We start from the raw sequence: 26,965 nt of genomic DNA, 5'->3' as shown, positions 1-26,965 counted from the left end.
GGGTGAAAATATCCATCTATTTATATACCAAATTTTTATGAATTTAAACGACAAAAAAGTACTGATAACTGGCGGGTCCAGCGGAATCGGCAGAGCCATCGTGGATGCACTTTATCAATCAGGCACAAGGAGTTTTGCAGTAGCAGGTCGGGACGAAGCAAAGTTAAATCAATTAGCAAAGGATTATCCCGAGGCCTCCTTTTTGTACCTGCATGGAAACGTGGGTAATCCCACTGATGTTATGGCCTTTATTAAAAAGGTTGACCAGGAATGGGCCGGCCTTGATATTTTGATCAACAACGCCGGTGTGGTGAGCGCGGGCCCCCTGGAAGATATCAGCGATGAAGACATTATTGCTCAAATTGACATTAATCTTACGGGATTGATCTTGTTGACCAAGCATGCTCTCCCGCTACTCAAGAAAAGCACCGAAGCTGCGATCATTAATGTTTCGTCCGGACTAGGCGTAATCGGCTTGCCTTTTTACGCTACCTACGCGGCTGCTAAGGCAGGAACTGTAAATTTTTCTGAAGCGTTACGCAGAGAGCTGCGCGATTTCCCAATACATGTAATGACGGTTTACCCTACGGCCACAGATACACCAATGATGAAAACAGCCAACACAAGCAATATGGACACTCCGGAGGCTGTGGCTGAAAGCACGATCAGAGGTTTGCTGGCAGGTGAAATTGACGTTTTTCGCGGTGGGACTCAAATGCTGGAAAATCGCAAATTGAATTTTGAGCATCCATTGGAGTATGACGAAAAGGTAAAGGGTATGTATTGGGCTATGAAAGAACGAGCATCCAAACATCGGTCAATGTAATTAAACCCCATTTACTTTTACTTTAAAAGGGTAGATTCAGGTGATAAGACGCGTATCTGCCCTTTTATATATTAGAATTGCACAATATCTGTTCGCTGCGTTTGAGGTTGCTAAAATCCTCAATGCCGATTCTACCGTACAAATCTTAAGTCAGTTGACAGGTTTACATGATGTGACACCATTCAATTCTTATCTAATTTAGCAGCGATCTTCTGTTTCAATTGTTCCTTGAAGGCATCATCGAGTTTGACCTCATCTTTCTGCGTTTTGAAAAGCTGGCGCATCATACTATTGATCAGAACACTTTGCTGTTCATACACCCGGCAGATATAACAACCCGCTAAGTGAATCTGCAGTTCCATTTGTTCCCTTGCAGTCAATTCAATTTCCTGCTTTTTTTCAATTAACAGCGTAGCTTTTCTACAATTATAAGCGATCCGTTCTTCCTCTGTTTTTAATTTCTTTTTCATCTTATATCCAATTCTTCTGTAAACAAGATCTCAGGTTAACTTTTGTACGGTGGATGATCAGCCAATTATTGGCTGATGTAATCCTAAGCTTTTTGCAAATGGAACCGGTTTCTTCCTCGTCCAAATGTTTAAGTTTGAATACAGCCATCCATAACGACGGAAGTTTAACCATACATACGCCTTTGTAACTCGTTCATAAATTCTTTATTGTTGAGCGGTCGTGATCTTCAACCCCAAATGGAGCGGGCCAGCGCTCCATTTTCCAATCATTCAGATCAGGGTCAAAAACTCTGGCTCGTCTTCTACCGAGCCAATATGTATGTGGCCGCTAAAAACATTGGCCTTTTTACGATAGGTGTCAACGATCTTATTTTTAAGGATCGCTGTTAACCACCTGCGCTCCGAACTTTCAGCCCGATATCGACTTGCTTTTTCAAGGGCAGATAAAAATGTATCCTGTGCGAGGTCCTGGGCCATAGTCTCGTCGCTTAACCTTTTAAAGGCGAAATTATACAGGTAATCGGCATAATCCTCTACCACTTTGCTGGTTTAAAGCCATTGTAATTTGTATGTTCCTTTAAATTGTCCAATATGGCTTTATCATGCATGGCATCTAAATTCAATTTTATTGTTTTCAAAAGAAGGCAAAATTCGTTAAATCTTACCTTCATTTGATTGAAACTGCGGTTTTCAGCAATGATTTAGCTTCAACGAAACCTTCGGTTTTGGCGATGACTTTACCATCTTCATCAATAAAGAGCAATGTTGGATAACTATTGACATTGTATAACTCGGCGAACTTTTCCCCTTCACCTTTCTCTACGTCAATGGAAACATTTACGAAGTGGGAATTGAAATAAACTGCTAATGCTTTATTCTTAAAAGTCGTTTTTTTAAGTTGCTGACATGGTGCACACCATACCGCATAAGCATCTACAAAAACCGGCTTGTGTTGTTGCTTTGCCGTAGATAAAGCAGCGTTGAAAGAGTCATAAAATATGACACTACGCTTTTCGGTAGGCTGCTGAGCATAAATATGTCCGCTCAGCAGCAAGATCAAGGCGCATATAAGGCCTGAATTTTTACGATTCAAAATCATTATAAACCTTTATTTAACAGGATTTTCTTGTTTCAATGCAGCGGCTACAGCCTGCAAAAGCGTTGGGCTGATACGCTGTTTGAAATCAGGATTGATATATTCAAATTGAATGATGCCGCTTTTGTCTAAAATGAATACAGATGGTACCGGCAACAACTTGTCTGCATTTTTTCCCGCCGAACCTTCAGCCAATATTTTGCTATATGCGGCCGGTGCTTTAAATGCAATGCCAAACTGCTTTGATACCGCAAGGTCAGCGTCTGAAAGCAAAGTATAAGACAACTTGTGTTTGTCCATGCTTTTGTTCAAATTGTCAGGGCTATCAGTACTGATCGCAATTATTTGATAGCCCGTTTTCACCAATTCTGCTTGAATACCTTGTACGCCTGCTAATTCTTTATTGCAAAACGGACACCAACCACCACGGTAGAAAAACAAGATTGTTGGTTTATCGGCAAGATGTGCATTAAGATCAAATGGCTTTCCGTTGGCGGCCGGGATGTTTACCGAAGGTATTTTCTCTCCGATCAATAGTGGGCTTATATCAGTAGATTGTTGCGGATATTTTTGCATCGCCGTCGTATCTGATGTTTTCAAGCCGTTAGCTGAAGCGTTGTAAGCCGTAAAACAGAATAGTGCTGCACTTAATAAGCTTAAGAAAATGAATTTAAAGTTAATCTGTAGTTTCATTTGAGTTGGATATAGGGTTAAAAAGTGCCAGCAGAAAATATCCGCTGGCGGATTACATTTACATTTTGGTCGTGTCTTTTTTCATTTTAGACATCTTGCCAGATTTTTTGCTCATTTTCTTATGGCTCATTTTAGACATCTTCATGGTGTCTTTTTTCATTGGCGCCATTTTATCTTGCGCGATAGCGCTAAGTGATAAACAAACCGCGGCAACCGCCATTAACGACAGGGCTTTGAATTTTAATGTTTTCATTTTGATTTTATTAGTTTAAGATTTCCTGTTTAGTAGGAGTTTTTGTCAATACCTTACAATATTTTAATAAGAATTTATAAGGTTTCTTGTAAGGATGTTATAATGGTTTCGACTAAATCATTGCATTGAGTGGGGTAGACGCCGCTTAAGTTCAACTTATTTATTAAAAACATACATTCACCATGGCAAAATTTTCATTATTAGTTAGGCTTGAAGCAAAACCCGGCAAAGAGCAGGAATTAAGTGATTTCCTTAAAAGCGCATTACCATTAGCCCAGCAAGAAACCGGAACGGTTAACTGGTATGCCCTGCAAATTGGCGCTTCTACATTCGGCATATTCGACACGTTTGAAACGGAAGCTGCGCGGGACGCTCACTTAAACGGGCCGATTGCTGCTGCATTGATGGCCAAAGCCCCGGAATTGCTATCGGTCAGCCCGGCCATTGAGAAAGTTGATATACTAGCAGCGAAGTAAAACGAAAGTGCGGCTACGGCCGCACTTTTGTATCTAAAGAAGGATCAGACTGTTGGCGCGGCTAGAAAATCAACCCGCAGCCCTGTAACACCGTGCAGATAATTACTGATTGTTTTATCTCCAATAACGACAATGATGTCTATCAAATTGGCTTCTTTGTAGCCAGCCTATAGTAGATGTCCAATGATTGCCTTATCGGGCTTTCCACGATTTATCACCGTTGCTTTAATAAATTGGCCAATGCGTCGAGCTTGGTATCAAAATGAACATTAGCCTGGCAGGTCTGTACAATTTGTTCCGGCGTGAAGCCCTGCAAACCTCCTACTACAGTATGGGCAGCAAGACAATATACACATTCATTAACCTGGCTTACGACCAGGTTAATGACTTCGCGTTCTTTACTTAGTTAAAGTATTTCTCTTGTTTTGAAGGGTGAGGTAATCGGCAAAGAGCATTTTATCTCTAAACCAAACCCCGGATGTTAAACTGACCACCCAAACACCGAAGGTAATTGGACAACCGTAAGGCAAAAAAAGACCTGTGCCTATTTATCCGACGATTGACGATATAGTGGAAAAAAAGCATGGTTTCACAAGCCAAAAACAATATTACTTATTAATTATCAATTGATTATGAATTTATAAAATTATATTATAGCTTTATAAAACATTACAAACCTTCTCCTTAACCTCCCAAACCAATGCGCAATAGAAACGAACAAAATGGCCTTGAAGCCACCGTGATTACCGGCAGCTATGGAGCACTGATTTCCATTCGTGTGACCAATGAACAATCCGTGAACAAACCAGACTTTCTTGGCTTTGCAATCAAAAGAGACGATTTAACCGAACAAGAAAGCTATCCCTTAAGAGGATTTAAATATTTCGTTGATTCCGATCGGCTACAAACAAAAGGACAACTCTTTGATACGGATAAGCAACCGGTTCAATCCTTTTTTTGGGAGGATTTTTCTGTAAAACCTCAGCATGATTATGTTTATCACCTTATCCCTGTTTATGGCATACCAAAAAACCTGCAATACGGTCCGGAAGTTACTGTCAGCATCAGTTCTGAAAACGTGCAGGGCTCAGTTCATTCAGTCCATTTTAATATGGGAGTGGCCGGAAGCCTGGCTTATGCAAGACGCTTCGACGATAAAAGGCCGGATCAAATGAACGAGGATGAGAAGCGAAATGTCAGAAAATGGCTCTCACGTGGATTAGAAGAAGCATTACTGGGATTCATCCAGAAGGCGATTCAGAACAAATTCGGATTACGTATCGCATTTTACGAATTTACTTACTCCCCAGTTTTATTGAAACTGAAAGAAGCAATCGAAGCAGGTTGTCATGTTGAAATCGTTTATGATTCCAGACAGGAAGAGGAAGAAAACGACCAAGCCATCGATGCCGCAGATTTACCGCGTACCGCTAAGACATCAACTGGAGTCACGTATAATGTCCTTCACCGCAGAACTAAAGACCCACAAGTACCTTCTCATAATAAATTTATGATTTTAATGAATAAAGAGGTTCCAGTGGAAATTTGGTTCGGCTCTACAAATATTACCGACAAGGGAATTTTAGGCCATAGCAATGTTGGTCATCATATTGTTGATAAGGCACTCGCCAAGAAATACTTTGACTACTGGGAATGTCTTGCTACAGACCCCTCGGAAGCAGATATTCAGGTAGCCGTTGATAAAATCCAGGGTGACATTGCTAATATACCTGACTTCAAAGATAATTACACACCATTCTTCAGCCCCCGTGCGGCAAAAACCGTTCTTGAAACTTACGGCAAATTTATAGCGGGTGCAAATCAAATGGTGTGTGGGATTTTTCCCTTTTCCTTCAGCAAAGTTATGAAGGCTTCGCTTAGCACACCAAATAAAGCGCTTAAATATTTGATGGTAGATAAATATAAAAATGCGGCAGGGATAATTAAAGACAAAAATACATTGATTGTCAATGGTGCATATTTTAGCAAACCCATGTTTGATTGGTTGGAGGAAATCAATTCCGGCATCTTGCTAAACAAGCATCCTAATCCATATATCGGAACAAATTACGTACATAATAAAGTTTTACTAATCGATCCATTAACAGATAATGCTGTCATTATAGTAGGCTCGGCAAATTTTAGCGATCCATCGGTCACCAGTAACGATGAAAATACTGTTGTGATCAAGGGCGGATACGAAATGAGAAGAATTTGTGATATTTATTTCACCGAATTTTACCGAATATTTCATCATTTTTTTGTCCGCGTAGCGACCCAGGAAATCAATAAAGACCTGGATTTGACTGCCGGAAATGTCAACAATCCTCTTCATCTCAAGACGGATAACTCTTGGGTCGCTCAGTTTAGGCAGGATCACTTCAAGATCATTATGCAGGAACAAATGCGGTTGATGCCCTTAGATTACGGTCAGCGTCCCTCGTAAATTAAGTTTCTGACCAGAAAACTGTTCCCGATTTACATAACCTAACCCCATATCATGAAATCAATAGTTTATACCATTTTGCTCTCAGCAAGTCTGCTGATTGCATCTTTGCAGCTGAAAGGCCAGGTAAAAATCAAGAATTCGACCAGCAAAAAAGATTCGATCTCAACTCCAGACTTATTGGACAGTTTAACTTTAGCTAAAACCAAGGAAGAGCTGCTGACCGCTGATAATATCCAAATTCAGAAAAATTTGTATTCTAATCATTTTAAAATTGACAGCTTGACAAAGCTTGGAGGAAAAAATCCACGAACACAAACCGAACTTGCCGAACTCCGAGCGAAAGAACAATCCCTGACAAGCCAGCTAAAAATAAACAACCTGGAACTGAATATACAAAAACTCAATTACGAAATCTTCTTTAGCAAGATACAAATGCTTACGAAGTCTCTTCCGGAAATTAAGAAGAACAAAGAAAAACAAACCACTCTACTTAAAAAAGACACCTCAGGCGCGAAGGAGAATGATGACGAGCAAAACAATGAGTCAGATACTGAAGATGACGGGTTTAAATCGCACGCTACTGAGATCCTAAAAAAAACCGACAGTTTGGAAGTGATTGCAATAATTGAAAAACGTGGCACCGTGAATATATATTCACGAATGAAGCTAACCGAGGCCGAGCGAAAAAAAAAGATAAGTGAAATTATTTCTACCAAAACAAAGGCGTTCTCCTTCGACAGATTTGGCAACGTTTCAAGGGTAATAAAGTCACCCATCCAACAAGTACATATCCTGGCGTCAGAGGGAATTATGCGTGAACTTGTAGTATATACCAATGATGGCATTTTTCGCAACAAATCCTCAGTAATTGACTTGGTTCATATGGATACTAGAAATAATGATACACTTCGCTATGAAAGACAGCAATATTATCGCGATGGCAAATACCGATATATCTTTTTAGATGATGTTATTAAATATACTCCGGTGCAATCATATAGTGATTTACCTTACGCCGATTTCAATATTACGCTTGATAAAGACCATCCGTCCTTTGTGCTTAAAGAATCAACTTCCGTCAACTCGTATGTAAATATATCTGCGTTTACGGATATTAAAGGAATAAGCGGTGAACCGAACGGAATTGCCCAGTTTAGCGGGGAGGGTAAATTTATTACCAATACCCGTAATTTTAGGAACGGTGCTACTGTCTGGTTAAATTATCTCTCCGTATTGGTCGGACTTGCAAAATATGACAGCAAGTTTAATGGTACGATGTTAGTCCATAAAGACAGTATTGATAGGAGTTCCTTATTACAACGTTCAAGTTATAATGTTGGCGTTAAACTAAATCTTTTGCATGGCTTACCCTCGCCTTACCCCCACCACCTGTTAAGCGATTGGCAACTAAACATTGGTTATAATTTTATCGGAAGTCGCGTCAGTGACACCACCTTTAAAGATAAAGCCAGAACGGTGATCGACACAGCATTTAGGACAGTGACTATGAACGAATGGTACATTGAGCCAAGCGTATCAGTTGCACGGCATAAGAATTTCGGCCTGACCTTATCGCTTCCCTTTCGTGCTATTAATATTAAGCAAAGCGGAAAAATTAAAAACGACGGAACTGAATACTGGGCGACGCCTGGAATTGATGTAATGTATTACGGCAAAAGAGATTTGGGTAACAAGTTGTTTTTCAGGTACCATCATAACATCAATTTAAATAGGCCCGTCGAGGCGTATACCCAAATTCAGGTTGGCTACTCGCTGAGCCTTACCAATATATGGGGCAAATAGTCACTCAGGTCTAAGACATAAGAATAACTGGGAATATTTCCCGTATGTCTATAGTGCCCTACCTAAAAACAGAAGTGTCTGTGCCTTCGCAGTTGCTTCTGTTTTTAAACTTGTCGTAAGCTATGGTCAATAGCGATATCATGTCTGCACTAACATTTTAGAATGACCTTTAAATAAATTTCATAACAGTAATAACGTCGTAAACCCCATAAAGATACCTATCGGAACAGTATTTAGTCCCGAACAATGATAGCTTCACGATCATATATGCCTGATCATTTCATTATCCAAACCTTCACACCCGTTAAAAAATCAGCCAGACCCTGCGGGTGCCTCGTCCGGCAATGGTAGCCGGAAGGGCAGCTGATTTTATACCGGATCATATCCTTAAAGACCGCATTCTGGATTATCTTCCAGGGCAGCTCCCGGACTTTTTCATATCCACATCATTATTCATTTAGCCTTTGCTGGAGGCAAATTTATACCTCTTCGGCACGCAAGGCCATGCTCCGTGCCGCCTAAAAAATCTCCACACCTCCGCTGCGCTCCGGGTAGTATTTTTTGCGTCAGCCTTGCGTGCCAGCCCCCCGCGCAAATATTCTGCCTCTATCAAAGGCCAAATGAGGGTTTTAGCCGAATCAGGACTTTGAGTAAACAGATTTTTTAACGCAAATAATTTAAACACGCAATGGAAACATTAACAGGAAGATTAACCGCAGACGCTAAAGTTAGCGTGGTTAACAATGACAAGAAAGTAGTGAATTTCTCAATCGCTATGAATGACAGCTACCGTTCAAACGGGGAAACCGTACGCACCACAACCTATGTGGATTGCGCCTACTGGATAAACGAAGCTGTTGGCGAATACCTGAAAAAAGGCTTGGTGGTACAGTTGTTCGGTCGCCTTGGCGCAAGGGCATGGAACGATAAAGACGGCAATGCACACGCAGCAATTACGCTAAATGTGTCCCGTATCATTTTCATCGGCGGGGCAACTGGCGAAAACGCAGACAAGCCTGCACAAAAAGCCGAAAAGAAACAGGGCGCAAACGCAGGTGGTGGTAATGATGACGACCTGCCATTTTAATCACCATAACATAATATTCAAAATACAGACCATTCAATTCATAAAAAACAAAACGTCATGGGACACAATCTGAATTATAACGAACAAACAGGAAACCACAGCTTTTTTAGTGTAAAGGAAAAGGCATGGCACGGCTTAGGCCAAATCGTTGACCAATATCCGACAAGCGCAGAAGCCATAGTATATGCAGGCTTGGATTATACCGTCGAAAAACGACCGCTATACACCAACAGTTTGGAAAACGAATTATCAGAAATTGATACAGGCATAGCAGCTTCTAAAATTACTGTACCACATTTTTATGCAACCGTACGCAATGACAATAATGCCGTATTGGGCGTGGTGGGTAAGGATTACGAAGTAGTACAGAATGTAAACGCCTTTGAGTTTTTTGACGCTATCGTTGGCGGTGGGGATGGTATCCTGTATGAAACCGCAGGGGCTTTAGGCAAAGGGGAGCGGATATTTATTACCGCCAAATTGCCGGGCTACATACGGGTAGGCAATCAGGATATGATAGAACAATACCTCATGCTGACCACCTCTCACGATGGCGGGGGCAGCATCATGGCAGCATTTACACCTGTGCGTGTCGTTTGTCAAAACACCCTTAACGCAGCCATACGTAACCATACCAATTCGATAAAAATCAGGCATACCGCTTCGGCCAACGACCGATTGAAACAGGCGCATACACTAATGGGTATTTCGGGTAATATGGCCGAAGAACTGGAGGGCATTTTCAACCATTGGTCACAGGTTAAAATTACCGACAAGCAGGTAAAAAAACTGATACAGGTGGCTATGGCACCGAACAAGGAAACTATTACCAATTTGGAATTGGGCGTACTGGATAAATTATCAACCAATTACACCAACATCGTAGACAGCGTCTACGAGTACGCTTTAGGCAGCCCGACCCAACAAATGGACACTACCGCAGGGACAGTTTTTGGCGCTTACAATGCGATAACTGGCTACTTCCAAAATGTCCGCAGCTACAAAGACGGTGAAGCCAAATTCAAATCTATCATGGATGGAACTGCCAAACAACGTGGACAGGTTGCCTTTGACCTATGCAGTGACTTTGCCCGTCATGGCATGGATGCCCTAACCCAAGTTAAGTAAAATGAACGGGGGAGCAATCCCCCTTTTTTAAATCAAAAATGGATAATATGCAACCATTAAGAATATTAAATAATGTACAGAAAGCAAGGCTTTTACATGCCCTCTTTATACACGAAATTCCCGCCTTTTTAACTTATAGCCAACAGCTATGCACTTATATGCGGGAGAACCGTGACGAAGTGCGCAAAGTTTGGGTGAACCAGTTGTTTGGGGTGGATTTTTCGTTTCAACTGGCGGAAGAAGCCGAGCGCAAAATAAAGCGGTACGGCAGGCAACTGGAAAAAAGCAGTGCAGTTTTCAGCGACCAGTTATTTGACGGTTACGGCGCATTGTTCCTTAATCATTGCCTGACCACCTATGCCGAAAAGGCCGAACTCAGCGACCCGAAATTCAGAACAGCGGTAGAATTATTATTTCATCCTTAATCCCTGAATATGACACGCTCTAATTTATATATCAAATTAAGCAACGGCAAAAAAATCAATGCCGTTGCCGACAGCAGCAGCGCACCTGAACAGGGTTACATAGTAGAACATTTCCTGTTTCCCTTGCTTCGGCTTTCTGATACGCAGAAGGAACTGGACTTATTGCAGGAAACCTGTACTCTGAATGAACTGCGCTCCAATGCCACCTATTGCTATACTATTAACCTGCGAAAAAAAATTGTACGGTTCTATGAAGAAAATTACGATTACAGAACCGATACCTTTCGCAAGGGTAAGAACCTTACCAAACGGTATATCAAATACCTGCAAAAAGAAAGCGATTTGGAGAAAGCCGTAAAAGCGCAGTTCGCCCATTTATCCAACAGGCAGCTTGTCAAAAGAATAAACAGCCTGCCCGATTTTAAATGGAATGATGAGGGTACGGAACTCTACCGCAGGATGCGGGTTTCGATCGGCAGGTTTGATTACGCCATGCGGGGTAACACTATGGTCATTATTTACGATTTGGATAACCCGCAACCCAAATCCCACTAATCCCTGAAACTATGAAAACACAAATCGTTCATCATACCACCCTGGTTATTGGGGCAGCCCTGATAGTTACCGCATTAGTTATCCGCACTGCTATCAGTAGGCGCAGGTTTAACCGCAGGAGCATAACTGGCTTGCAGCTTTTTCAATCCTTTTGGCACTGGCGCATCACCACCTTAATAGAGAGCTTCCTGAATTTCACTGCAACCCTGATGTTGCTCGCAGGTGTCTTTTTGACCGCCTGCGGAATTTATACAAATCACTAAACTTAAATAGGAATACCATGAAAACGAATTTTTTTGAAAATATAGCCAACCTGAACGCCCCCGGCATTTGGACAATCGGCATCCAAAATGATCAAAACGGCGATTTTACCGTATCAGCTTTATATGCACCCTTTAAATCTAACGACCCCGCTGCAAAAATGATAGTACCCTTAATTCACAGGGGCAAGGCTTCCGAAATGGACGAAGGTTTTTTCGAGGCCACCGCAACGCAGGTGGAAAGTCTCAAAGGGCTTTACAGCAACCTTAAAGCGGTAACGGCAAGCGTAGAAGCAGCCAAGAAAAAAGTTACACAAGGGGGTAAGCCACAGCCTGTAAAACAAACAACTGGTAACCCAGATGAAATCGAAGTAGGCGAACCAAAGATTAGCGCAGAGGAGAAAAAGAAATCTTATTTCGATACCCTTAAAAAAGTCGTGGAACTGAATGATGCCTGCAAATATGAGGAAGCGCTGAACATCCTGCCAACGGTGGAAGATTATCCCGAAAAGAAAGAGGAACTGGAAAAAAGAAAGGCCGACCTGACCCGAAAAGCAACACAATACAAACAGGCATTACAACTATTTGAACAAGCATAATTCTATCGCCATGTTACAGACCACACATTTAGAAAGGATTTTTATCCATAAGGAGAACGGACAGGAAGTCCGCTTGACCGACCCCAACGACCGCATGAACCCTGATGCGGTGCTGAACTTTTATACGGGAACATACCCCATCCTGACCAACGCCCGCATTGTCGGGCCGGAAATCATAAACGATGAAATTCAATACCGCTTTGAAAGTACCATGGGTACAAAGGGTTAAACAGAAAAAAATGAAAACAAAAAAATCAGACCGCAAACTAACCATCATAGAGGAGGGAAAACAATGGCAGCTACATCAGTTATTCGGGGAGTTCGTTCAGCAGTTAGACCGCCTGCCCGATGCAAGGCAGGTACAGTCAAACGCACTCCGAAGCGCACCGCCGGAGCGTATCGTAATGGTTTTTTAAGCCATTCATTCGGCAGCTTTCACGCCCTGCCCTTCACGGACTTCAATCGGAGTGAAATGGAGTTTTTTGCTTCGCTTAAAAACCTGTGCAGGCTGCACCAATGGGATGCCCCTGATGTTGCAGGCTTGCCGTTTCCGCAGAATATCGCCAAAGTAATGGCGGAGTTATCGGGCAAAAATTTTGACGGGGCTGCCTGTATGCTTTTACAGGATAAGGGTAACCCCGCCAGACTGGCGACCGTAAAGACTTTTGACACCCAATATCGCCTTTATTATATACCTGTGCGACCGCTTTGGAAGATGAAAAACAACCCGGAACAACAGGCGCAGTACAAACTGACCCGTGCCGTATTTTCTTATTTATACAATGCCGTTGATATTCCCTATTTCCGTGAACCGTGCTATCTCGACAATACCTATGATGCGCTTGAAAACTGGATTAGAGAAGTAGTGCAGGAACATACGCAGGACGAGGAAGATAAAACCTACAGTCAACGACAGTTGCGTGACTTTAAAGAAATGCAAGTACAGGGCGATGCTTTGCTCCCTGAAATTAAGCAGCCTGTTGATTTAAAGGACTGGCAGCAGCTACTGAAAGTTTTTAAAATACAAACGGAATGGGATAAAAACTTCCATGAGGTGGTTACGGAAATCTATAAACTGGCGTTTGATTACCCCCAAAGAAACATCCGTCATTCGATGCACTATGACCTCGTTGAAACGGCAGGCGAGGACATGATCTATTGGGAAAACTACCTTTCCTTTTACTGGAGTGGCGAGGACAGCCTAAACGAAATGCTGTTCGATATGGTGAACAACGAACTGCAGGAAATGGGTTATCAGGAAGAACCGATGGCCATTCAATGGTACGACACCACTATAGAAAAAGTAAGCTATGATTTTGATTTTGAAACAAGGCTGTTTTGGTTGCTCAACGAACTGACCGCCCTATTAAATGATTTGGATTATGAAGAACCTAACAAATAATTTCAGCAGCAGCTATCAGCCTGTGAAAGCCCTGCTAATATATAACAAGCAGACCGGGGAAGCGGAACATAACACCATTTACGTGGAGAGTTATGACATCGGCAAATTTGGAAACCCGATTAACGCCCATCCCCTCAGCCTGAAAGAAACACTGGCTTTAAGTGGTTTATTTCAAACGGCGCAAGAACTTAAAACAGGTTTCCTGCGGTGCAGGGGCTTAATGCCCAACAAGGTGCTTTATGTAAACAACGAAAAGGGAGGTTATGCCGTTTGGTATACGCCACCGCAGGAAGTGACCTTGTTTTTTTCGGATAGCCTCGGCATCAAATCAGGAAACGGTAAAGTACCTGCCATGATTTGGCGGGCAGGCAGGGAAAGCCTTGCGGTTTATGCGCTTAAGGGAAACCGCAAACCCACAGAGAAAACAGCCCTTTATCATGCGCCATTTTTCAACATTTATCATGACGGTAAGGTGTGCATGGGGAATGTGCGCATTGACATCGGGCAGGAAACCCGTTTGGAGGATTTCATGCAGCAATGGGAAAAATATTATTGGAACAGCTATTTCAGCCACCTGATGAATGACCATAACCCTGTTACTGAAAACATTGTTCAGTTATGGCAGACCCAAATCAATACGGAAAGAACGTTTCCCTGCCAAGTCTTAAAGCCAACGAATTACACGCTGAAAAACCTGTTCTTATGAAAATCAAGAGACTAAAAGTGGTAAAACCAATCGCGCATATCGTAGAAAAAAGTTTGCTTAATCCCTTTAACCCCATCATTGTCAACTTGATTGGTGCGGGTGGAACGGGCAGTCAGTTCCTGACCGCATTGGCGAGAATGAACCATGCCCTCATCGCCCTCCATCATCCCGGCCTGATGGTCAGATTGTTTGATGACGATACCGTAGAACCTGCCAACTTAGGCAGACAGCTTTTTACTTCGGCTGAAATCGGAATGAACAAGGCCGTTGCTTTAATAAACCGTATCAACCTTTTCTTTGGGACGAACTGGAAAGCCGTTCCGGAAAAATATTGCGGGGAAACATTGCAAAGCATACCCGAATACTCGCTTGCAGAATTAACAGTTTCTTGCGTGGACACGGTTTCAGCACGCTTTGAAATTGCCGAAATCCTGACGAAGCTATACAGCAATAAAATGCACAGCTATCATCACCCGCTTTACTGGCTTGACTGCGGCAACAGCAGGGATACAGGACAGGTCATCCTGTCTACGGTCGCAGAAATCAAACAGCCAGCATCAAAAAAGTTCATGGTCAGAAGCAGGCTCCCTATGGTAACCGAAGAATTTAAGGAATTACTGCAAAATGCGGAAACTACCGACAATACGCCAAGCTGTTCTTTGGCCGAGGCATTGACCAAGCAGGATTTGTTTATTAATTCTGCACTGGCCAATTTAGGCGCATCCCTGTTGTGGCAATTGTTCCGGGAGGGTATCCTGTTAAACAGGGGATTTTTTCTCAATCTCAGGGAGTTCAAAACAACGCCGCTCAGGGTGGCCTAAAGCATACATTATGAAAATTACTGATTTGGAGGGTAAGGAAATTGAAGTGACCAACTTAACTTTAGCCCTTATGCAGGCTGATGATTATCGTCACTACAGGGTACGGAATCCCACAAAAAATGATGAATTCCGATATCGTTACTGGGAGGATATTTATCAGAAACTGCTTAATTTAGACGGTCAGATAAAGACAGCGAAAAGATAGCTTATGTTAAGGTTTACTAAGGGGAATTTACTGGATTCAGGAGCAGAGGCACTGGTCAATACTGTGAATACAATGGGGGTTATGGGTAAAGGGATCGCCCTGCAATTCAAAAAAGCTTTCCCTTTAAACTACCAGCTTTACCGGGAAGCCTGTCAGCGGGGCGAACTGGAAACAGGACAATTGCTGGTGGTGAAAGACACAAACCTGCTGACAGGTGAAAAGACAATCATCAACTTCCCTACCAAAAAGGATTGGAAACACCCCTCCAAAAATGAATATATCGCTTCAGGACTGATTGCACTCCGTGTATTCCTCGAAAAAAGCAAACTCAAAAGCATCGCTCTTCCTGCCCTCGGCTGCGGTAACGGCGGACTGGACTGGCAGGTGGTTAAACCGATGTTAACCGGCATGCTGTCCGATTTGCAAATCGAAATTATCGTTTATGAACCTGCCTGAGAACCAATGGAAAGCAAAGTATTTAAGTTAATTATTGCGGGCAGCAGGGAATTCACAGATTATGCCTTGCTGCAAAAGAAGGTCGATGTCATGATCGCTGAAAAACGGCATTCCGCACAGATCGAGATCGTTTCAGGGAAGGCCAGGGGTGCGGACACCTTGGGCGAAAAATATGCAGCCGCTAATAATTTTACGGTTAAGGAATTTCCTGCCGATTGGTCAAACGGAAAATCGGGAGGTTACGAACGCAATAAGGCGATGGCAGCATATGCCGATGCCTGCATCTGTTTTTGGGATGGCAAATCCGCAGGAACTAAACACATGATCGATCTTGCTACTGCATCCGGCATCCCGCTCAGGGTGGTAAGGTATTAAAATCGTCCGGCGGGCGGGCATTCGCCCGCCCCGCTTATCGCCCCCTGTTTTCGTATACTTTCATCCTCGCGGAGAAAACACGGGGCGCGCCATCCCAATAACTTTCATTGGAAGATAACGACGTGCTATAATTAACAAGTTGGTGTCTGCTCTTTTTGTAAATTGCACGGTAAACTTAGCATATCACAAAATGAATTATCCCATACTCATTAGCGCTCTTAGTGCCGCATTCGCGGGCAGCGCATTTATTGTTTCTTGTTTGAACTACCGGGTGAGCCGAAAACTGCCCAACGAGAATAAATTATTTGAGGAAAAATTCAAAAGTTACAGGGCGGTGATCGCAGCCCTCAATACAGCAGCAGCTGTTTACCTGGAATGCGCACACGAATACCAAATATTAGAACTTCCGGCACGTGAGTTGGTCAAAGCAAAGGAGGAGCTGGAGGAGGAACTGGCTAAAGCCTATTATTTAATGGAGGACACTATTTACGAGCAAACACTTGTACTTCCTGATGAGGTATTGGAACCTATAGATAATTTCTTTGCTTTATTTAATCACGATGATTTCTTAAATGATACAGCAAAAGCCGGCAAGACCGATGAATTCGAGACACAGATAAATGATATTTTCGATGATGTGATTGATGCTATGCGTGAAGACCTTGCCTTTAACAAACTGGACAAAGGGCTAAAAAAACGCATTGGTGCGGGTGGTCGATTGCAAAGGTTGAGAAAAGCCAGTGATACACGGGAGCCAGTGATTTAATGGAATCGCGGATATCTTTATAATAGTTTACCCTGGATTAAAATCACCATGATCGAAAACGAAATAACCAAATCCTATTTTGAGACGCAAAGAGAACGGCTAGTAGAAATACGCGATAACCTGGGCCAAAAAACCTACGGGGTGGAATGGGGGTTACGAATGGTTCTGCAACGTTTATGTTTTGTTGTCCCATCTGCCTATATTAAAAAATGTTCGGATGGTAAATTGCTGCTGAGACGACGAAAAGATATAGAGATTTATGCCTTCTTTAAATTACTTATCGTGTCGGTGGTTGTTTTTTCAGGATTAGCTGCCCTTTGGATCGGCTTAATTATCCTGTTCATTGCCGGATTCGATACTTTCCATGCTTTACTTTGCCGCATCTTTCTAAATAAGGAATGGCGCGAGGAGGTTAGCCCCAAACGCAATCTCATCATGGCATTTGTCAACTACGTCGAAATTGCAGTTTGCTTCGCTGGTGCCTATCTGTTTTGTGACCAGTATCAAAATCCGGCAAAGGGTTATGCATTTATTATTCATAACCAGATCGATGTAGGTACCCATCATTTAACCTCAACTCAGGCGGTATATTATAGTTTCGTTACAGGTGCTACTGTAGGCTATGGGGATATATCGGCTGCCTCGGCACCCGCCCAATTTCTGGTTTGTCTTCAGGTCATGGTATCCTTATTTTTCGTTGTAGTGATCATCACCAATATGATGGCGAATTTCAGCAAGGCAGGATTGGCAAATCAACAATCAGACAATTGTCCTTCAAAATAACATCTTACTATTTGCTGATCCTATCAAATACTTCCTGATAGTATGGCGTTTTATCCGGGCCCGGAATACGGTGAATGACCACATCATTCGCTTCCATCACCTGTAATTTGGACTCTGCCTCTTTCTCATATTTCTCAGGCAAATAATAGTGAATCTGATTGTCCACCTTTATAGAATTCGTTCCTTTACGTTTCGATTTATAATATTTCAATCGTGCACGATAGGTAAGCAGCCACCATAAATCTGTTTCCACAAAATCTAACGTCAGGCCAATAATATGAACATCGTGTGTAAAAAAGAGGTCTATCCAGGAATGAAAGCCTGGTTCCTGGTTTGAACGGAGTCGCCCAACCAACGATTTTTTGGGTACCTCTTTAGACTGGTATTGAGTACCATTGACGGTATAGTTACGCATATGTTGCAATTGCCCGCAATAATGCTCATAACCAAGATTGATCGAGGCCGGGTAATTGCATTCCCCATGAATATGCCAGTAAGTGGTCTCGCCAAATTGGTGTTTACGAAAGATACTATAGGTTGTTTCAAAAACTAATCCCTCGTTTTTCTGTGGCCGAATGCCTTGAATGGCATAATCATAATTAGTGGTCATGACATGCTCAGCGTTCATTGCCCTGACCCTTGCGTGCAGCTCATTCGAACTGATCTCGTTTACTGCGGTTGCGATAAATCTCTTTACCTCTAATTCATCCCAGTCCCTGGTTTTTAAAGCGCGAAGAAATATTTCGTCATAGATCACGGGAAACGGTTTGCCTTTTTTGTTCAGGGCTGGTAATCCGCAATGCGCGGCAATGTCATCTAAGACATCACCCCAGCCCTTGCCGGGAGTGGAGTCGTTAATCCCGTTACCGATAAGCAGCGCCAGTGGTCTTTTCATCATGATAGTTAATTATTTACGCACGTATTCATTATCGGTTAATCACATTCCAGAGAAAATAAGCAGGATTTTCTTTCACATAGGATAAGTAATCCCTATAATCCTTATAGCCTTTGGCAGCAGCAACGGCTGTACTGATCAGGCTGATTCCGGCAGTAGGGACAGTTCCGACGAGCCCGCCTATCGCAAGTGCCGAGTTAAGAAACACCTGCTTTTTGAGATGGTCTAATTTCATTTTTACTTTATGGCCTTGAACTTCATTTAATTCATGAAAAATATTTTCTGTTTTCAGGCGAATTTGCTCGGGATCTGTGATCGCCCGTATTTCCCGGAATTGTTTTTCTAATTCTACCCTGAAGTTTGTAAACACATCCGCGTCATTTTGGCGAATCTGCATTAGCTTATCAACGTCAATTTTGTCTAAAAATGGTAACTCAATGTTAAGCATCTGATTAGCAGTATAGCTGGATATCGAATCATTCTTCTGAAAATCTTTGGAAATCAGATCGTTGGTGAATGCGTCTTCACAGATATAACTGGACTTCAATTGGGACGCAATATAGATCTCCCCAAAAGTTGTATCAAAATAAGCGCGTGCGGCAGAATTAACCGACTGTTGTACCCAGGCATTAAAATGCGCCTCATCCGGTGGCGTTTCTGGAAGATATTGGCGGTATTGCATACGTTTTGTGCGTTCATCATAGTGTAAGATCTCCATTTCATGAAGAAAATATAACATGCTGCTATGATGTCCGATATTTCCAAAATCAATAGTAATACCACGGCAAGGTTGAAGTTCTTGGCCATCCCGTACAGCCCACCCCCCTTCCGGCATTTTCTCCAGGCCATTGACAATTTTGTTTTCGTGAAAGAAATTCAGGATTTCTCGTGGTAAGATATTGTTGTAGTAATCAACGGGTATATTGAAGGGTAGTTCTTTAGGTGGCTCAAAATGATAGCTCACCGGAAATATTTTGACAAAATTACCGGCAACCATTGGTGTGATCTCTTTTAGATATTTGGCTGCTTTGACCAAACCATCCCCGTGATGTTTTTTCTGCGGGAACCCCAACTGTTGGGACATGACCGTTTCTTCGTTCGTAAAAAGGTTTGTGTAGCGAAATAAAGGGTCTGAAACGACGTACTGGTCCATATAAAGCGCTGTCTGTTTAAGCAGATCTATGGGCGTATCATCAGTGGAGGAAAACACGCTCAGCGTGGACGCGTTTTCATTAATCTCTTTTTTCAGGTTCTCTAAATTCTTAAGACAATGTTCCCGGTAATCGGCAAGTTCTTTCTCTATGCGTTCATCAGATTCATTTTTAAACGCTGTATTGATCGCATTTTGGTTCAGAAAAAGGCTGTCGGCTAAAAAATCGTAGGTTATACTTCCCATGTAATAAGGTTTGATAGATATACTAATGTAGAAAGGGGGCTGCTTATATACAACCCCTTGCGTTAAGCTTGGAGGTTTTATGTTTCTTCAATGATTTAGGTGTATTTCATTTAATGGCCGAGTTTATTCTGGAAAATCCTTTGACGAAATAAGCCGCCTGAATGGCGACTTATTGTTAAATTTGGGAAATACACTAATCCGGCCATTATAGGCACCTGTATGGTTTCCCGGTTTGTTTCCGGCAACTAAAAGCAAGTCGGGACGCGACAGGTAACCGCCACATCCTACCCTTTCGGGAAACCAAATTTACATTGTTTAAAGGGACTGGATCTGTCTGATCATCTGATTGGTGAAACCCCATTCATTGTCATACCAGGCCATTACCTTAACCAGGTCACCGTCGACCACGCGGGTCATCTCCAGGTCGATGGTAGCGGCAACCGGGCTCTTGATAATATCAGTCGAAACCAGTGGTTCGTTAGTCACCGCAAGTACTTTACGATATCTGTCGGTTGCCGCTTCTTCGGTCAGAATGGCATTGATCTCCTCCGCGGTAGTGGGTCTTTCAGCTATAAAAGTAATATCTGAAATAGAACCTACCGGTACAGGGACACGAACAGCGATACCATCGAATTTACCCGCATATTGCGGCAGGGCTTTCGTAGTAGCAATAGCAGCCCCGGTCGCGGCAGGCGAAAGGTTGATTCCGGCAGCCCTGCCCATGCGCGGCTCCCGTTTTGACGGCGCATCCACCAACGTCTGTGACGCGGTATATCCGTGTGTCGTATTCAAGATAGCTTTTTTAATACCCAGCCTGCGGCCTAAAACTTCAATCACCGGGCTGATGCTGTTGGTGGTACAGCTGGCGCAGGAGAAAATGGACACTTTGCCTTCTTCAGTATTAACACCATGAACTATTGTTGGGGTATCCTTGGTCGGTCCTGAAATAACAACATTTTTAGCACCTGCAAGAATGTGTTTTTCCGCGGCAGCGTAATTGGTGAACAAACCGGTACTTTCAATAACAACGTCCGCTCCAAGCGCTTTCCATGGCAGGTTCTCAATCTCCCGGATGTTAGAATACCTGATGGTTTTACCGCCAACGATCAGGCTGTCCCCCTCATATCTTACCTCTCTTTCGTATTTGCCGTAGATACTGTCATATTTCAGCAGGTAGGCGGCATTTTCTATACTCATCAGGTCATTGATGCCCACCAGTTCCAGGTCGGCAGTCTCAAATATGATCTTTAAGGCGGCACGGCCGATGCGGCCAAAGCCATTAATGGCAATTTTTTTCATGTGGTTGTAAGATTAATTCAGTTATATTATTTGTGGTGGCAAAGCTCAAATATGTAAAAAATCATTAAAACAGACAAGTGTGTTTTTTATTCTGAATATATCCAGTCATTATATCGGATAGGCTGTAACACTTTTGATCTCAGTCAACACGAAAAAAGTATTGATAGTAATGATCCGGGGTAACAGGGAAAGTTTTAAACGGTAAAATTCCTGATAAGCGTCCATATCCGCCGTTGCTATGCGTAATAAAAAATCACATGATCCTGCCATCTGGAAACATTCCATCACCTCGGGGAACCGGGCTACTTCCCGCTCAAAATCAAGTAATGTTTCGGCGGTGTGATCACTTAATACAACCTGGCTAAAGGCTATTAAATTTCGGTCCACTTTTTTCTTGTCAAGGAGGGCGACCACCTTTTTAATAAACCCGGTTTCTTTCAGTTTACGGATGCGTTCATGAATCGTGGGCAGCGATTTATTCAGTTTGTGAGCAAGTTCCTTATTGCTAAATTCTGCATTTTCCTGTAATAAACGGAGGATTTCACGGTCTGTACGATCAATTTCGGATAGTGCCATTTTGGGTGCGTGCTGATAAAAGAACAAGTTTAATATAAAAACATACCAGTTGGTACAGAAAAATACAAAATATTTTACCGTTTTGCCTTATAATTTCTGGAAAAATAGAAAAGGATTGCACTTCTATAAAGTCCTGCGGACTTTTACTTAATCAATTACCTCCGATGGACCAGATTATGACCGCACTTGAACCCGCAGTCTTAAATGCAAAATTTAAGAACTTATGGCACCTGGTTGGCAATACGCCCATGGTGGAACTTCATTATTTATATAAAGGAAACCCCAATAAAATCTATGTCAAATGCGAGCATTATAACCTCACGGGAAGTGTAAAAGACAGGATGGCCCTGTACATTTTGTACCAGGCCTATAAGAACGGACTGATTAAACCTCAAGATCGGATAATCGAAGCTACTTCGGGTAATACCGGTATATCGTTTTCTGCCATAGGAAAGGCGCTTGGCCATGAGGTGCTGATTATGATGCCGGACTGGTTAAGCCGGGAACGCATGGATATTATTAAGAGCCTCGGTGCAAAAATTCACCTGGTGAGTAAAGCCGAAGGTGGATTCCTGGGCAGCATCGCCATCGCGGAACGTATGAAGGAAAGTCTGAGAAACGTTTTCTTGCCCCGCCAGTTTGAAAATAACGCCAATGTGGAAGCGCACGAAATGACCACCGGCCCCGAGATCTGGGCGCAATTACAGCAAATCGGCATCACTCCAAACGTATTTGTTGCGGGCGTAGGAACGGGCGGTACGGTAATGGGTATCGGCAATTACCTGAAACAGGTAAACCCCGCTACGATGGTGCACCCCCTGGAGCCTGCAGAAAGTCCGACGATGAGCACAGGCCATAAGGTCGGCTCTCATCGTATTCAGGGCATATCCGATGAATTTATCCCATCAATTGTGAAATTAAATGACCTGAATAATATTATACAGGCAAACGACGGCGATGCCATTTTAATGGCTCAAAAATTGTCAGCGCAGCTCGGTCTGGCGGTAGGAATTTCCTCGGGGGCAAACGTGATCGGCGCAATCAAACTAAAAGAGCAATACGGAGCGGAAGCGGTTGTCGTTACCCTTTTCAGCGATAGTAATAAAAAATACCTCAGCACGGATCTGATGAAGGAGGAACCGGTTAAAGAGGGCTATTTATCAAGGGAAATAACTTTTACCAACTATGAACCGATTGCACGCCTGTCGGAACCAATGATCCAATAAAACTTTATGAATATGAAAACTATAATTACCCTGCTGTTTATCAGCATTCTCACGATTACCCAATCAAAGGCCCAGATCTTACACCCGGTTACCTGGAGTTACGCGGCTAAAAAAACAAGCCCGACGGAGGCAGTGGTCCTGTTGAAGGCCACCATAGAAAAAGGCTGGCATATTTATTCGCAGAACGTGAAAGAAGGCGGGCCGGTGGCCACCACCTTTACGTTTGCGCCTTCAAAGGAGTTTAGCCTGGTCGGCAAAACTGCCGAACCCAAACCATTGACCAGAATGGAAAAAGTGTTTGCAATGGAAGTAAGTTACTTTGAAAATGCCGCCATTTTCCAGCAAAAGATCAGGTTGAAAAAGGGGCAAACCACCGTTGCCGGAAAGTTAAGTTTTATGACCTGTAATGATGAAAAATGCCTGCCGCCTGATGACGTTGAATTTAGCATCCCGGTTAAATAATGAATAGAATATTCTGGTTATTCCTCGTGTCAATGGTCCTGATATTTCCTGTCAGCCGCTCTTTTGCGCAAGATACCGTTGCTACTAATGATATTGAATTTACGACGATACCCGCCCAAAAGCCCGCTGCTGTCAAATCCACCGGGACCAGCAAGGACAGCCTGAAAAAGGGTAGCGAAATAAAAGCCACCAAGCCGTCACCGCCGGTCAAACAGAGTCTTTGGTCTATTCTTCTGGCCGGTTTCATTGGTGGCCTCGCGGCGGTACTGATGCCCTGCATATTTCCCATGTTGCCAATGACGGTCAGTTATTTCACGAAAAGTTCCTACAACCGGGCCATCGCAGTAAGGAAAGCTTTACTATATGGTATTTCCATAATTGTGATCTATGTTGTATTTGGGTTGATCATTACCGTTTCGTTTGGTGCGGACGCACTGAATAACCTGGCCACAAACGGTGTGTTTAACTTCCTGTTTTTCCTTTTGCTGGTCGTCTTCGCTGCCTCTTTCTTAGGAGCTTTTGAAATTACACTGCCAAGCCGTTGGGTCAATAAAATGGATCAAAAGGCCGATAAAGGCGGGAATGCGGGTATCTTCTTTATGGCTGCGACGCTTGCGCTGGTTTCTTTCAGCTGTACCGGCCCCATCGTTGGCACGCTGCTCGTACAGGCGGCTACGTCCGGAGCGTTATTAGGCCCGGCGACGGGGATGTTCGGTTTCTCGCTGGCGCTGTCTATTCCCTTTGCATTATTCGCCATGTTCCCCAACCTGATGCAGGCTATGCCCAAATCTGGCGGTTGGCTGAACAGCGTGAAAGTAGTGCTCGGGTTTTTAGAACTGGCGTTTTCTCTGAAATTCCTGAGCAATGTTGACCTGGCCTATCATTGGCACTGGTTTGACCGTGAAGTGTTCCTGGTATTATGGATCGTTTTGGCCGCGCTTTGCGGTATGTATCTCCTGGGAAAACTCAGGTTCGCTCATGATAGCGCCCTGATGTATATTTCGGTTCCCCGTTTATTTCTGTCAATCGTCGTTTTATCCTTTGCGGTATACATGGTACCCGGTTTATGGGGCGCTCCTTTAAAATCGGTTTCGGCTTTCCTGCCGCCTCAGGCCAGCCAGGATTTCGACTTGTATACGCCGACACTCGGCGGCGGTTCAGGATCGAACGCTCGAATTGCAGACAGTAAACCACACAAATATGCCGAGCTTTTTGACCGGCCTCAAGGACTGAACCCATTCTTCGACTTTGAGGAAGGTTTGGCTTATGCGCGTTCGGTAAACAAACCGGTCATGATCGATTTCACCGGCCATGCCTGTGTTAATTGCCGTAAAATGGAAGCCAGCGTTTGGCCGGATAAAACCGTTTACGGATTGATCAATAACGATTATGTGCTGATCCAGTTATATGTGGATGACAAAACGGATCTGCCCGCAAATGAGCAATACGTTTCCGCTTTCAGCGGAAAAAAGATCACCACGATAGGTGCCCGTTACAGCGACCTGCAGGCATCAAAATTTCAGAGTAATTCGCAGCCATTTTACGTGCTGCTCAATCCGAAAGATGAATCGGTTATAGTTCCCCCTCAGGGGGCGAATTATGATGCCGCTGCATTTGCTGCATATCTAACGAGCGGCAAGACAGCTTTGAATTAGGGAGTTTTTGTTCTGTTAATAGATAGTTAATTCACATTCCCCACTCCGGAAATGGAAGTTAAGCCACCACTGTTTTCAGTGGTGGCTATTTTTTTTGGGGGGGGGGATTTACAACACGGCGCGTGAAACGGGATAAGATTTGTTGGTTATAGGAATTTTATAAAATTTTTATAAAATTCTGTAAGGATTGATCAATGGAACCGACTTATATTTATATTATCATTAAGTATATATCTTAGTATCGTGAAAAAGATAGCTGTAGTAATTATAACCGTTGTATACCTGCTTTCCGCAATCGGGGTGTCGGCCAGCCGTTTTTATTGCTGCGGTGTTCTTAAATCTACGACCTTATCACTTGGCGAGTCTCATAACCAGGCAGGCAAATATGCTTCAGTGCCGGACAATTGCTGCAAGACAGATAAGCAATCTTTTAAAGTTAAGGACAATCACATGGGCTCGGACGGCTTTTCACAGCTGGCCAAACAATTCCCTGCCCTGCACCATTATTTACCCGTTTATAATTTAAGTATAACAGAGAAGACCGTGGTGTCATACGCTTATCAAAGCCATGCTCCGCCCTTAGGAAAAGATACCCCTATCTATTTAATAAACTGCACATACCGGATCTGATCCCGGCTGCTGCCTGCCATTCTTAGCGGCCAGCACTCAAATTCCCAACCCTATATTTCAAGACCACAGTGGCTTAATTCCGGCGAATTATTGCGCAACAATTATTCCCCATGCGGTGGCTCTGCCGCCCGTGTCTGATGAAACCGTCCAAGTGGTAGTTAATTATCCGTGGTGCAGCAATGACCACCTAAATTTCATACAATGAAAAATCTATTCATTTTGTTTATAGCCATTTTTATGGCAGCAAACAGCGCATTTGCGCAGCATGCGGTCTCCGCGTTAACTTATCAAAGCCAGGTTTCTGGCCTTTTCTTAACCAGCGAGGATTTCCAGGCGCATAAAATCAGCCATACTGATGCCCGGATCCGGCTCAATGAATTTTTGAATTCTGCCAATATCAGTGTTACAGAAAATGGAAAAACCATCAGGTTCGCAAAAAAGGATATTTATGCATACCGAGACCAGCACGGCAGGGACTTCAGGTTTCAAAACAATTTGAGGTACCGTATTCTCGACACCACCGGTTTTTATCTTTATGAAAACCCGCTATCTGTACCGGCCGGTAAAGGTCGCGTCCTGGTGCCGGCTTACTATTTTAGCGTTACACCAGGTACTCCGCTCCAGGCACTCAGCCTAAGAAATCTCAGGCGCGCGTTCGCCCAAGATGTAAGCTTTCTTGATCAGATCGATAATAAATTCAACAACGATGCAGCCCTTGCTTCCTTTGACGAGATTAATCATGGCTATAAGCTACAACGCGCCTATAAACGTGCGGAAGAAGAACTGCTTTCGGCGCATAATCAAATGCAGTCCCGATAAGCGCTAAAAATCAGCGATCATCTTAATTAATATAAACCGGCGGGATCACATCCTGCCATCTACAAATCTTTTTAAAACTGAAAACATGAAAAATGTAATTGCTATGGCGTCGCTTTGCGCAGCCCTGTTAATTTCTGCCGGTACACAAACTGTACGGGCGCAGACTAAAACGAAGGCCGACACGGCTAAAAACAAAATGAGCAAGGTGCAATATACCTGCCCGATGCATCCCGACGTGATCAGTGGTAAGCCGGGCAAGTGCTCAAAATGCGGTATGACACTGGTGAAAAAGGAAACCACTAAGAAGAAGGCGGATGCCGCCAAAATGGGAAAGATGAAAATGTAACCGTTGCCAAAGGGCACGGGACACCCG

36 protein-coding genes are annotated in these 26,965 nt (G+C 43.3%); 26 read left to right on the top strand and 10 right to left on the bottom strand.

The genetic code is table 11. The features are described 5' to 3' along the window. The first annotated feature begins 37 nt into the window (after positions 1 to 37). Positions 38 to 826 (top strand): SDR family NAD(P)-dependent oxidoreductase, encoded by a 789-nt coding sequence (locus tag SNE25_RS04165; RefSeq protein ID WP_321563830.1) that lies wholly within the window; start codon positions 38 to 40, stop codon positions 824 to 826. Positions 827 to 1,008: 182 nt separating this feature from the next. On the opposite strand, the gene SNE25_RS04160 is transcribed toward SNE25_RS04165, so the two are convergent. From SNE25_RS04160 to SNE25_RS04140, 5 genes are all read right to left on the bottom strand, one after another. Next, complete coding sequence (locus tag SNE25_RS04160; protein ID WP_321563829.1) at positions 1,009 to 1,296, bottom strand: hypothetical protein; 288 nt, start codon at positions 1,294 to 1,296, stop codon at positions 1,009 to 1,011. Positions 1,297 to 1,566: 270 nt separating this feature from the next. Further along, positions 1,567 to 1,836: a sigma-70 family RNA polymerase sigma factor gene (locus SNE25_RS04155; protein ID WP_321563828.1), complete on the bottom strand. Its 270-nt coding sequence runs from the start codon at positions 1,834 to 1,836 to the stop codon at positions 1,567 to 1,569. A 127-nt stretch (positions 1,837 to 1,963) separates the two neighbouring features. Next, positions 1,964 to 2,395 carry a thioredoxin family protein gene (locus tag SNE25_RS04150; RefSeq protein ID WP_321563827.1) on the bottom strand — a complete coding sequence of 144 codons (432 nt, stop codon included), beginning with the start codon at positions 2,393 to 2,395 and terminating at the stop codon, positions 1,964 to 1,966. 9 nt (positions 2,396 to 2,404) lie between these two features. Beyond that, positions 2,405 to 3,085: a peroxiredoxin-like family protein gene (locus SNE25_RS04145; RefSeq protein WP_321563826.1), complete on the bottom strand. Its 681-nt coding sequence runs from the start codon at positions 3,083 to 3,085 to the stop codon at positions 2,405 to 2,407. A 58-nt stretch (positions 3,086 to 3,143) separates the two neighbouring features. Continuing rightward, positions 3,144 to 3,338 carry a hypothetical protein gene (locus SNE25_RS04140; protein WP_321563825.1) on the bottom strand — a complete coding sequence of 65 codons (195 nt, stop codon included), beginning with the start codon at positions 3,336 to 3,338 and terminating at the stop codon, positions 3,144 to 3,146. A 182-nt stretch (positions 3,339 to 3,520) separates the two neighbouring features. Between SNE25_RS04140 and SNE25_RS04135 the strand changes: the two genes are divergently transcribed. Continuing rightward, positions 3,521 to 3,814 carry a putative quinol monooxygenase gene (locus tag SNE25_RS04135; protein ID WP_321563824.1) on the top strand — a complete coding sequence of 98 codons (294 nt, stop codon included), beginning with the start codon at positions 3,521 to 3,523 and terminating at the stop codon, positions 3,812 to 3,814. Positions 3,815 to 4,028: 214 nt separating this feature from the next. Here SNE25_RS04135 and SNE25_RS31815 read toward each other — a convergent pair whose 3' ends face one another. Further along, entirely contained in the window at positions 4,029 to 4,193 is a 165-nt protein-coding gene (locus tag SNE25_RS31815) for a carboxymuconolactone decarboxylase family protein (RefSeq protein WP_407667034.1), read from the bottom strand. 321 nt (positions 4,194 to 4,514) lie between these two features. On the opposite strand from SNE25_RS31815, the gene SNE25_RS04125 reads away from it, so the two are divergent. The 18 genes from SNE25_RS04125 (at position 4,515) to SNE25_RS04040 (ending at position 17,634) form a co-directional block, all read left to right on the top strand. Then, the gene (locus SNE25_RS04125) at positions 4,515 to 6,260 is read left to right on the top strand and encodes a phospholipase D-like domain-containing protein (protein ID WP_321563822.1); all 1,746 of its coding nucleotides are present in this window, start codon (positions 4,515 to 4,517) and stop codon (positions 6,258 to 6,260) included. Positions 6,261 to 6,314: 54 nt separating this feature from the next. Further along, entirely contained in the window at positions 6,315 to 8,066 is a 1,752-nt protein-coding gene (locus SNE25_RS04120) for a hypothetical protein (protein WP_321563821.1), read from the top strand. A gap of 688 nt (positions 8,067 to 8,754) precedes the next feature. Next, entirely contained in the window at positions 8,755 to 9,153 is a 399-nt protein-coding gene (locus tag SNE25_RS04115; protein ID WP_321563820.1) for a single-stranded DNA-binding protein, read from the top strand. Between the two features lie 57 nt (positions 9,154 to 9,210). Next, positions 9,211 to 10,281, top strand: coding sequence for a DUF932 domain-containing protein (locus SNE25_RS04110; RefSeq protein WP_321563819.1), 1,071 nt, complete (start codon positions 9,211 to 9,213; stop codon positions 10,279 to 10,281). A 47-nt stretch (positions 10,282 to 10,328) separates the two neighbouring features. Further along, the gene (locus SNE25_RS04105; protein WP_321563818.1) at positions 10,329 to 10,706 is read left to right on the top strand and encodes a hypothetical protein; all 378 of its coding nucleotides are present in this window, start codon (positions 10,329 to 10,331) and stop codon (positions 10,704 to 10,706) included. Positions 10,707 to 10,715: 9 nt separating this feature from the next. Further along, positions 10,716 to 11,261 carry a hypothetical protein gene (locus SNE25_RS04100; protein ID WP_321563817.1) on the top strand — a complete coding sequence of 182 codons (546 nt, stop codon included), beginning with the start codon at positions 10,716 to 10,718 and terminating at the stop codon, positions 11,259 to 11,261. 11 nt (positions 11,262 to 11,272) lie between these two features. Then, positions 11,273 to 11,524, top strand: coding sequence for a hypothetical protein (locus SNE25_RS04095; RefSeq protein WP_321563816.1), 252 nt, complete (start codon positions 11,273 to 11,275; stop codon positions 11,522 to 11,524). A gap of 17 nt (positions 11,525 to 11,541) precedes the next feature. Then, on the top strand, positions 11,542 to 12,120 hold the full coding sequence (locus SNE25_RS04090; RefSeq protein ID WP_321563815.1) for a hypothetical protein: 579 nt from the start codon (positions 11,542 to 11,544) through the stop codon (positions 12,118 to 12,120). A 10-nt stretch (positions 12,121 to 12,130) separates the two neighbouring features. After that, entirely contained in the window at positions 12,131 to 12,349 is a 219-nt protein-coding gene (locus SNE25_RS04085) for a PRTRC system protein C (protein ID WP_321563814.1), read from the top strand. Between the two features lie 10 nt (positions 12,350 to 12,359). Then, positions 12,360 to 12,536 (top strand): hypothetical protein, encoded by a 177-nt coding sequence (locus tag SNE25_RS04080; protein WP_321563813.1) that lies wholly within the window; start codon positions 12,360 to 12,362, stop codon positions 12,534 to 12,536. A 56-nt stretch (positions 12,537 to 12,592) separates the two neighbouring features. After that, positions 12,593 to 13,522, top strand: coding sequence for a hypothetical protein (locus SNE25_RS04075; protein ID WP_321563812.1), 930 nt, complete (start codon positions 12,593 to 12,595; stop codon positions 13,520 to 13,522). Further along, positions 13,503 to 14,228 (top strand): PRTRC system protein B, encoded by a 726-nt coding sequence (locus SNE25_RS04070; RefSeq protein WP_321563811.1) that lies wholly within the window; start codon positions 13,503 to 13,505, stop codon positions 14,226 to 14,228. Before SNE25_RS04075 ends, SNE25_RS04070 begins: the two co-directional genes overlap by 20 nt. After that, positions 14,225 to 15,049 (top strand): PRTRC system ThiF family protein, encoded by an 825-nt coding sequence (locus SNE25_RS04065; protein WP_321563810.1) that lies wholly within the window; start codon positions 14,225 to 14,227, stop codon positions 15,047 to 15,049. The genes SNE25_RS04070 and SNE25_RS04065 overlap by 4 nt, the downstream gene beginning before the upstream one ends. Positions 15,050 to 15,059: 10 nt before the next feature. Continuing rightward, positions 15,060 to 15,254 carry a hypothetical protein gene (locus tag SNE25_RS04060; RefSeq protein WP_321563809.1) on the top strand — a complete coding sequence of 65 codons (195 nt, stop codon included), beginning with the start codon at positions 15,060 to 15,062 and terminating at the stop codon, positions 15,252 to 15,254. A 3-nt stretch (positions 15,255 to 15,257) separates the two neighbouring features. Then, positions 15,258 to 15,710 carry a macro domain-containing protein gene (locus tag SNE25_RS04055; RefSeq protein ID WP_321563808.1) on the top strand — a complete coding sequence of 151 codons (453 nt, stop codon included), beginning with the start codon at positions 15,258 to 15,260 and terminating at the stop codon, positions 15,708 to 15,710. A gap of 6 nt (positions 15,711 to 15,716) precedes the next feature. After that, positions 15,717 to 16,085 carry a DUF2493 domain-containing protein gene (locus SNE25_RS04050; RefSeq protein ID WP_321563807.1) on the top strand — a complete coding sequence of 123 codons (369 nt, stop codon included), beginning with the start codon at positions 15,717 to 15,719 and terminating at the stop codon, positions 16,083 to 16,085. Between the two features lie 190 nt (positions 16,086 to 16,275). Continuing rightward, a complete protein-coding gene (locus SNE25_RS04045; RefSeq protein WP_321563806.1) occupies positions 16,276 to 16,851 on the top strand; it encodes a hypothetical protein in 576 nt (191 codons plus the stop codon). A 48-nt stretch (positions 16,852 to 16,899) separates the two neighbouring features. Beyond that, positions 16,900 to 17,634 (top strand): ion channel, encoded by a 735-nt coding sequence (locus SNE25_RS04040; protein ID WP_321563805.1) that lies wholly within the window; start codon positions 16,900 to 16,902, stop codon positions 17,632 to 17,634. Positions 17,635 to 17,641: 7 nt separating this feature from the next. On the opposite strand, the gene SNE25_RS04035 is transcribed toward SNE25_RS04040, so the two are convergent. The 4 genes from SNE25_RS04035 to SNE25_RS04020 all read right to left on the bottom strand — a co-directional run bounded on the left by SNE25_RS04035 (position 17,642) and on the right by SNE25_RS04020 (position 21,800). Next, the gene (locus SNE25_RS04035; protein ID WP_321563804.1) at positions 17,642 to 18,532 is read right to left on the bottom strand and encodes an SIR2 family protein; all 891 of its coding nucleotides are present in this window, start codon (positions 18,530 to 18,532) and stop codon (positions 17,642 to 17,644) included. A 28-nt stretch (positions 18,533 to 18,560) separates the two neighbouring features. Beyond that, complete coding sequence (locus tag SNE25_RS04030; RefSeq protein ID WP_321563803.1) at positions 18,561 to 19,925, bottom strand: hypothetical protein; 1,365 nt, start codon at positions 19,923 to 19,925, stop codon at positions 18,561 to 18,563. 315 nt (positions 19,926 to 20,240) lie between these two features. Continuing rightward, positions 20,241 to 21,224: a type I glyceraldehyde-3-phosphate dehydrogenase gene (locus tag SNE25_RS04025; protein ID WP_321563802.1), complete on the bottom strand. Its 984-nt coding sequence runs from the start codon at positions 21,222 to 21,224 to the stop codon at positions 20,241 to 20,243. A gap of 108 nt (positions 21,225 to 21,332) precedes the next feature. Next, positions 21,333 to 21,800 carry an Lrp/AsnC family transcriptional regulator gene (locus SNE25_RS04020; protein WP_321563801.1) on the bottom strand — a complete coding sequence of 156 codons (468 nt, stop codon included), beginning with the start codon at positions 21,798 to 21,800 and terminating at the stop codon, positions 21,333 to 21,335. A 164-nt stretch (positions 21,801 to 21,964) separates the two neighbouring features. Between SNE25_RS04020 and SNE25_RS04015 the strand changes: the two genes are divergently transcribed. From SNE25_RS04015 to SNE25_RS03990, 6 genes are all read left to right on the top strand, one after another. Further along, on the top strand, positions 21,965 to 23,026 hold the full coding sequence (locus tag SNE25_RS04015; protein WP_321563800.1) for a PLP-dependent cysteine synthase family protein: 1,062 nt from the start codon (positions 21,965 to 21,967) through the stop codon (positions 23,024 to 23,026). A 12-nt stretch (positions 23,027 to 23,038) separates the two neighbouring features. After that, positions 23,039 to 23,488: a protein-disulfide reductase DsbD domain-containing protein gene (locus SNE25_RS04010; RefSeq protein WP_321563799.1), complete on the top strand. Its 450-nt coding sequence runs from the start codon at positions 23,039 to 23,041 to the stop codon at positions 23,486 to 23,488. Between the two features lie 32 nt (positions 23,489 to 23,520). Continuing rightward, positions 23,521 to 25,143 (top strand): protein-disulfide reductase DsbD family protein, encoded by a 1,623-nt coding sequence (locus SNE25_RS04005; RefSeq protein ID WP_321566203.1) that lies wholly within the window; start codon positions 23,521 to 23,523, stop codon positions 25,141 to 25,143. A 243-nt stretch (positions 25,144 to 25,386) separates the two neighbouring features. Continuing rightward, entirely contained in the window at positions 25,387 to 25,773 is a 387-nt protein-coding gene (locus SNE25_RS04000) for an HYC_CC_PP family protein (protein ID WP_321563798.1), read from the top strand. Between the two features lie 201 nt (positions 25,774 to 25,974). Beyond that, the gene (locus SNE25_RS03995) at positions 25,975 to 26,592 is read left to right on the top strand and encodes a hypothetical protein (RefSeq protein ID WP_321563797.1); all 618 of its coding nucleotides are present in this window, start codon (positions 25,975 to 25,977) and stop codon (positions 26,590 to 26,592) included. 85 nt (positions 26,593 to 26,677) lie between these two features. Continuing rightward, positions 26,678 to 26,938 (top strand): heavy metal-binding domain-containing protein, encoded by a 261-nt coding sequence (locus SNE25_RS03990; protein WP_321563796.1) that lies wholly within the window; start codon positions 26,678 to 26,680, stop codon positions 26,936 to 26,938. Positions 26,939 to 26,965: the final 27 nt, after the last annotated feature.

This window comes from Mucilaginibacter sabulilitoris, from assembly GCF_034262375.1.
Lineage (GTDB): Bacteria > Bacteroidota > Bacteroidia > Sphingobacteriales > Sphingobacteriaceae > Mucilaginibacter > Mucilaginibacter sabulilitoris.
Note: the sequence above shows the minus strand (reverse complement) of the source record. Positions and strands in the feature narration are given on the sequence as shown.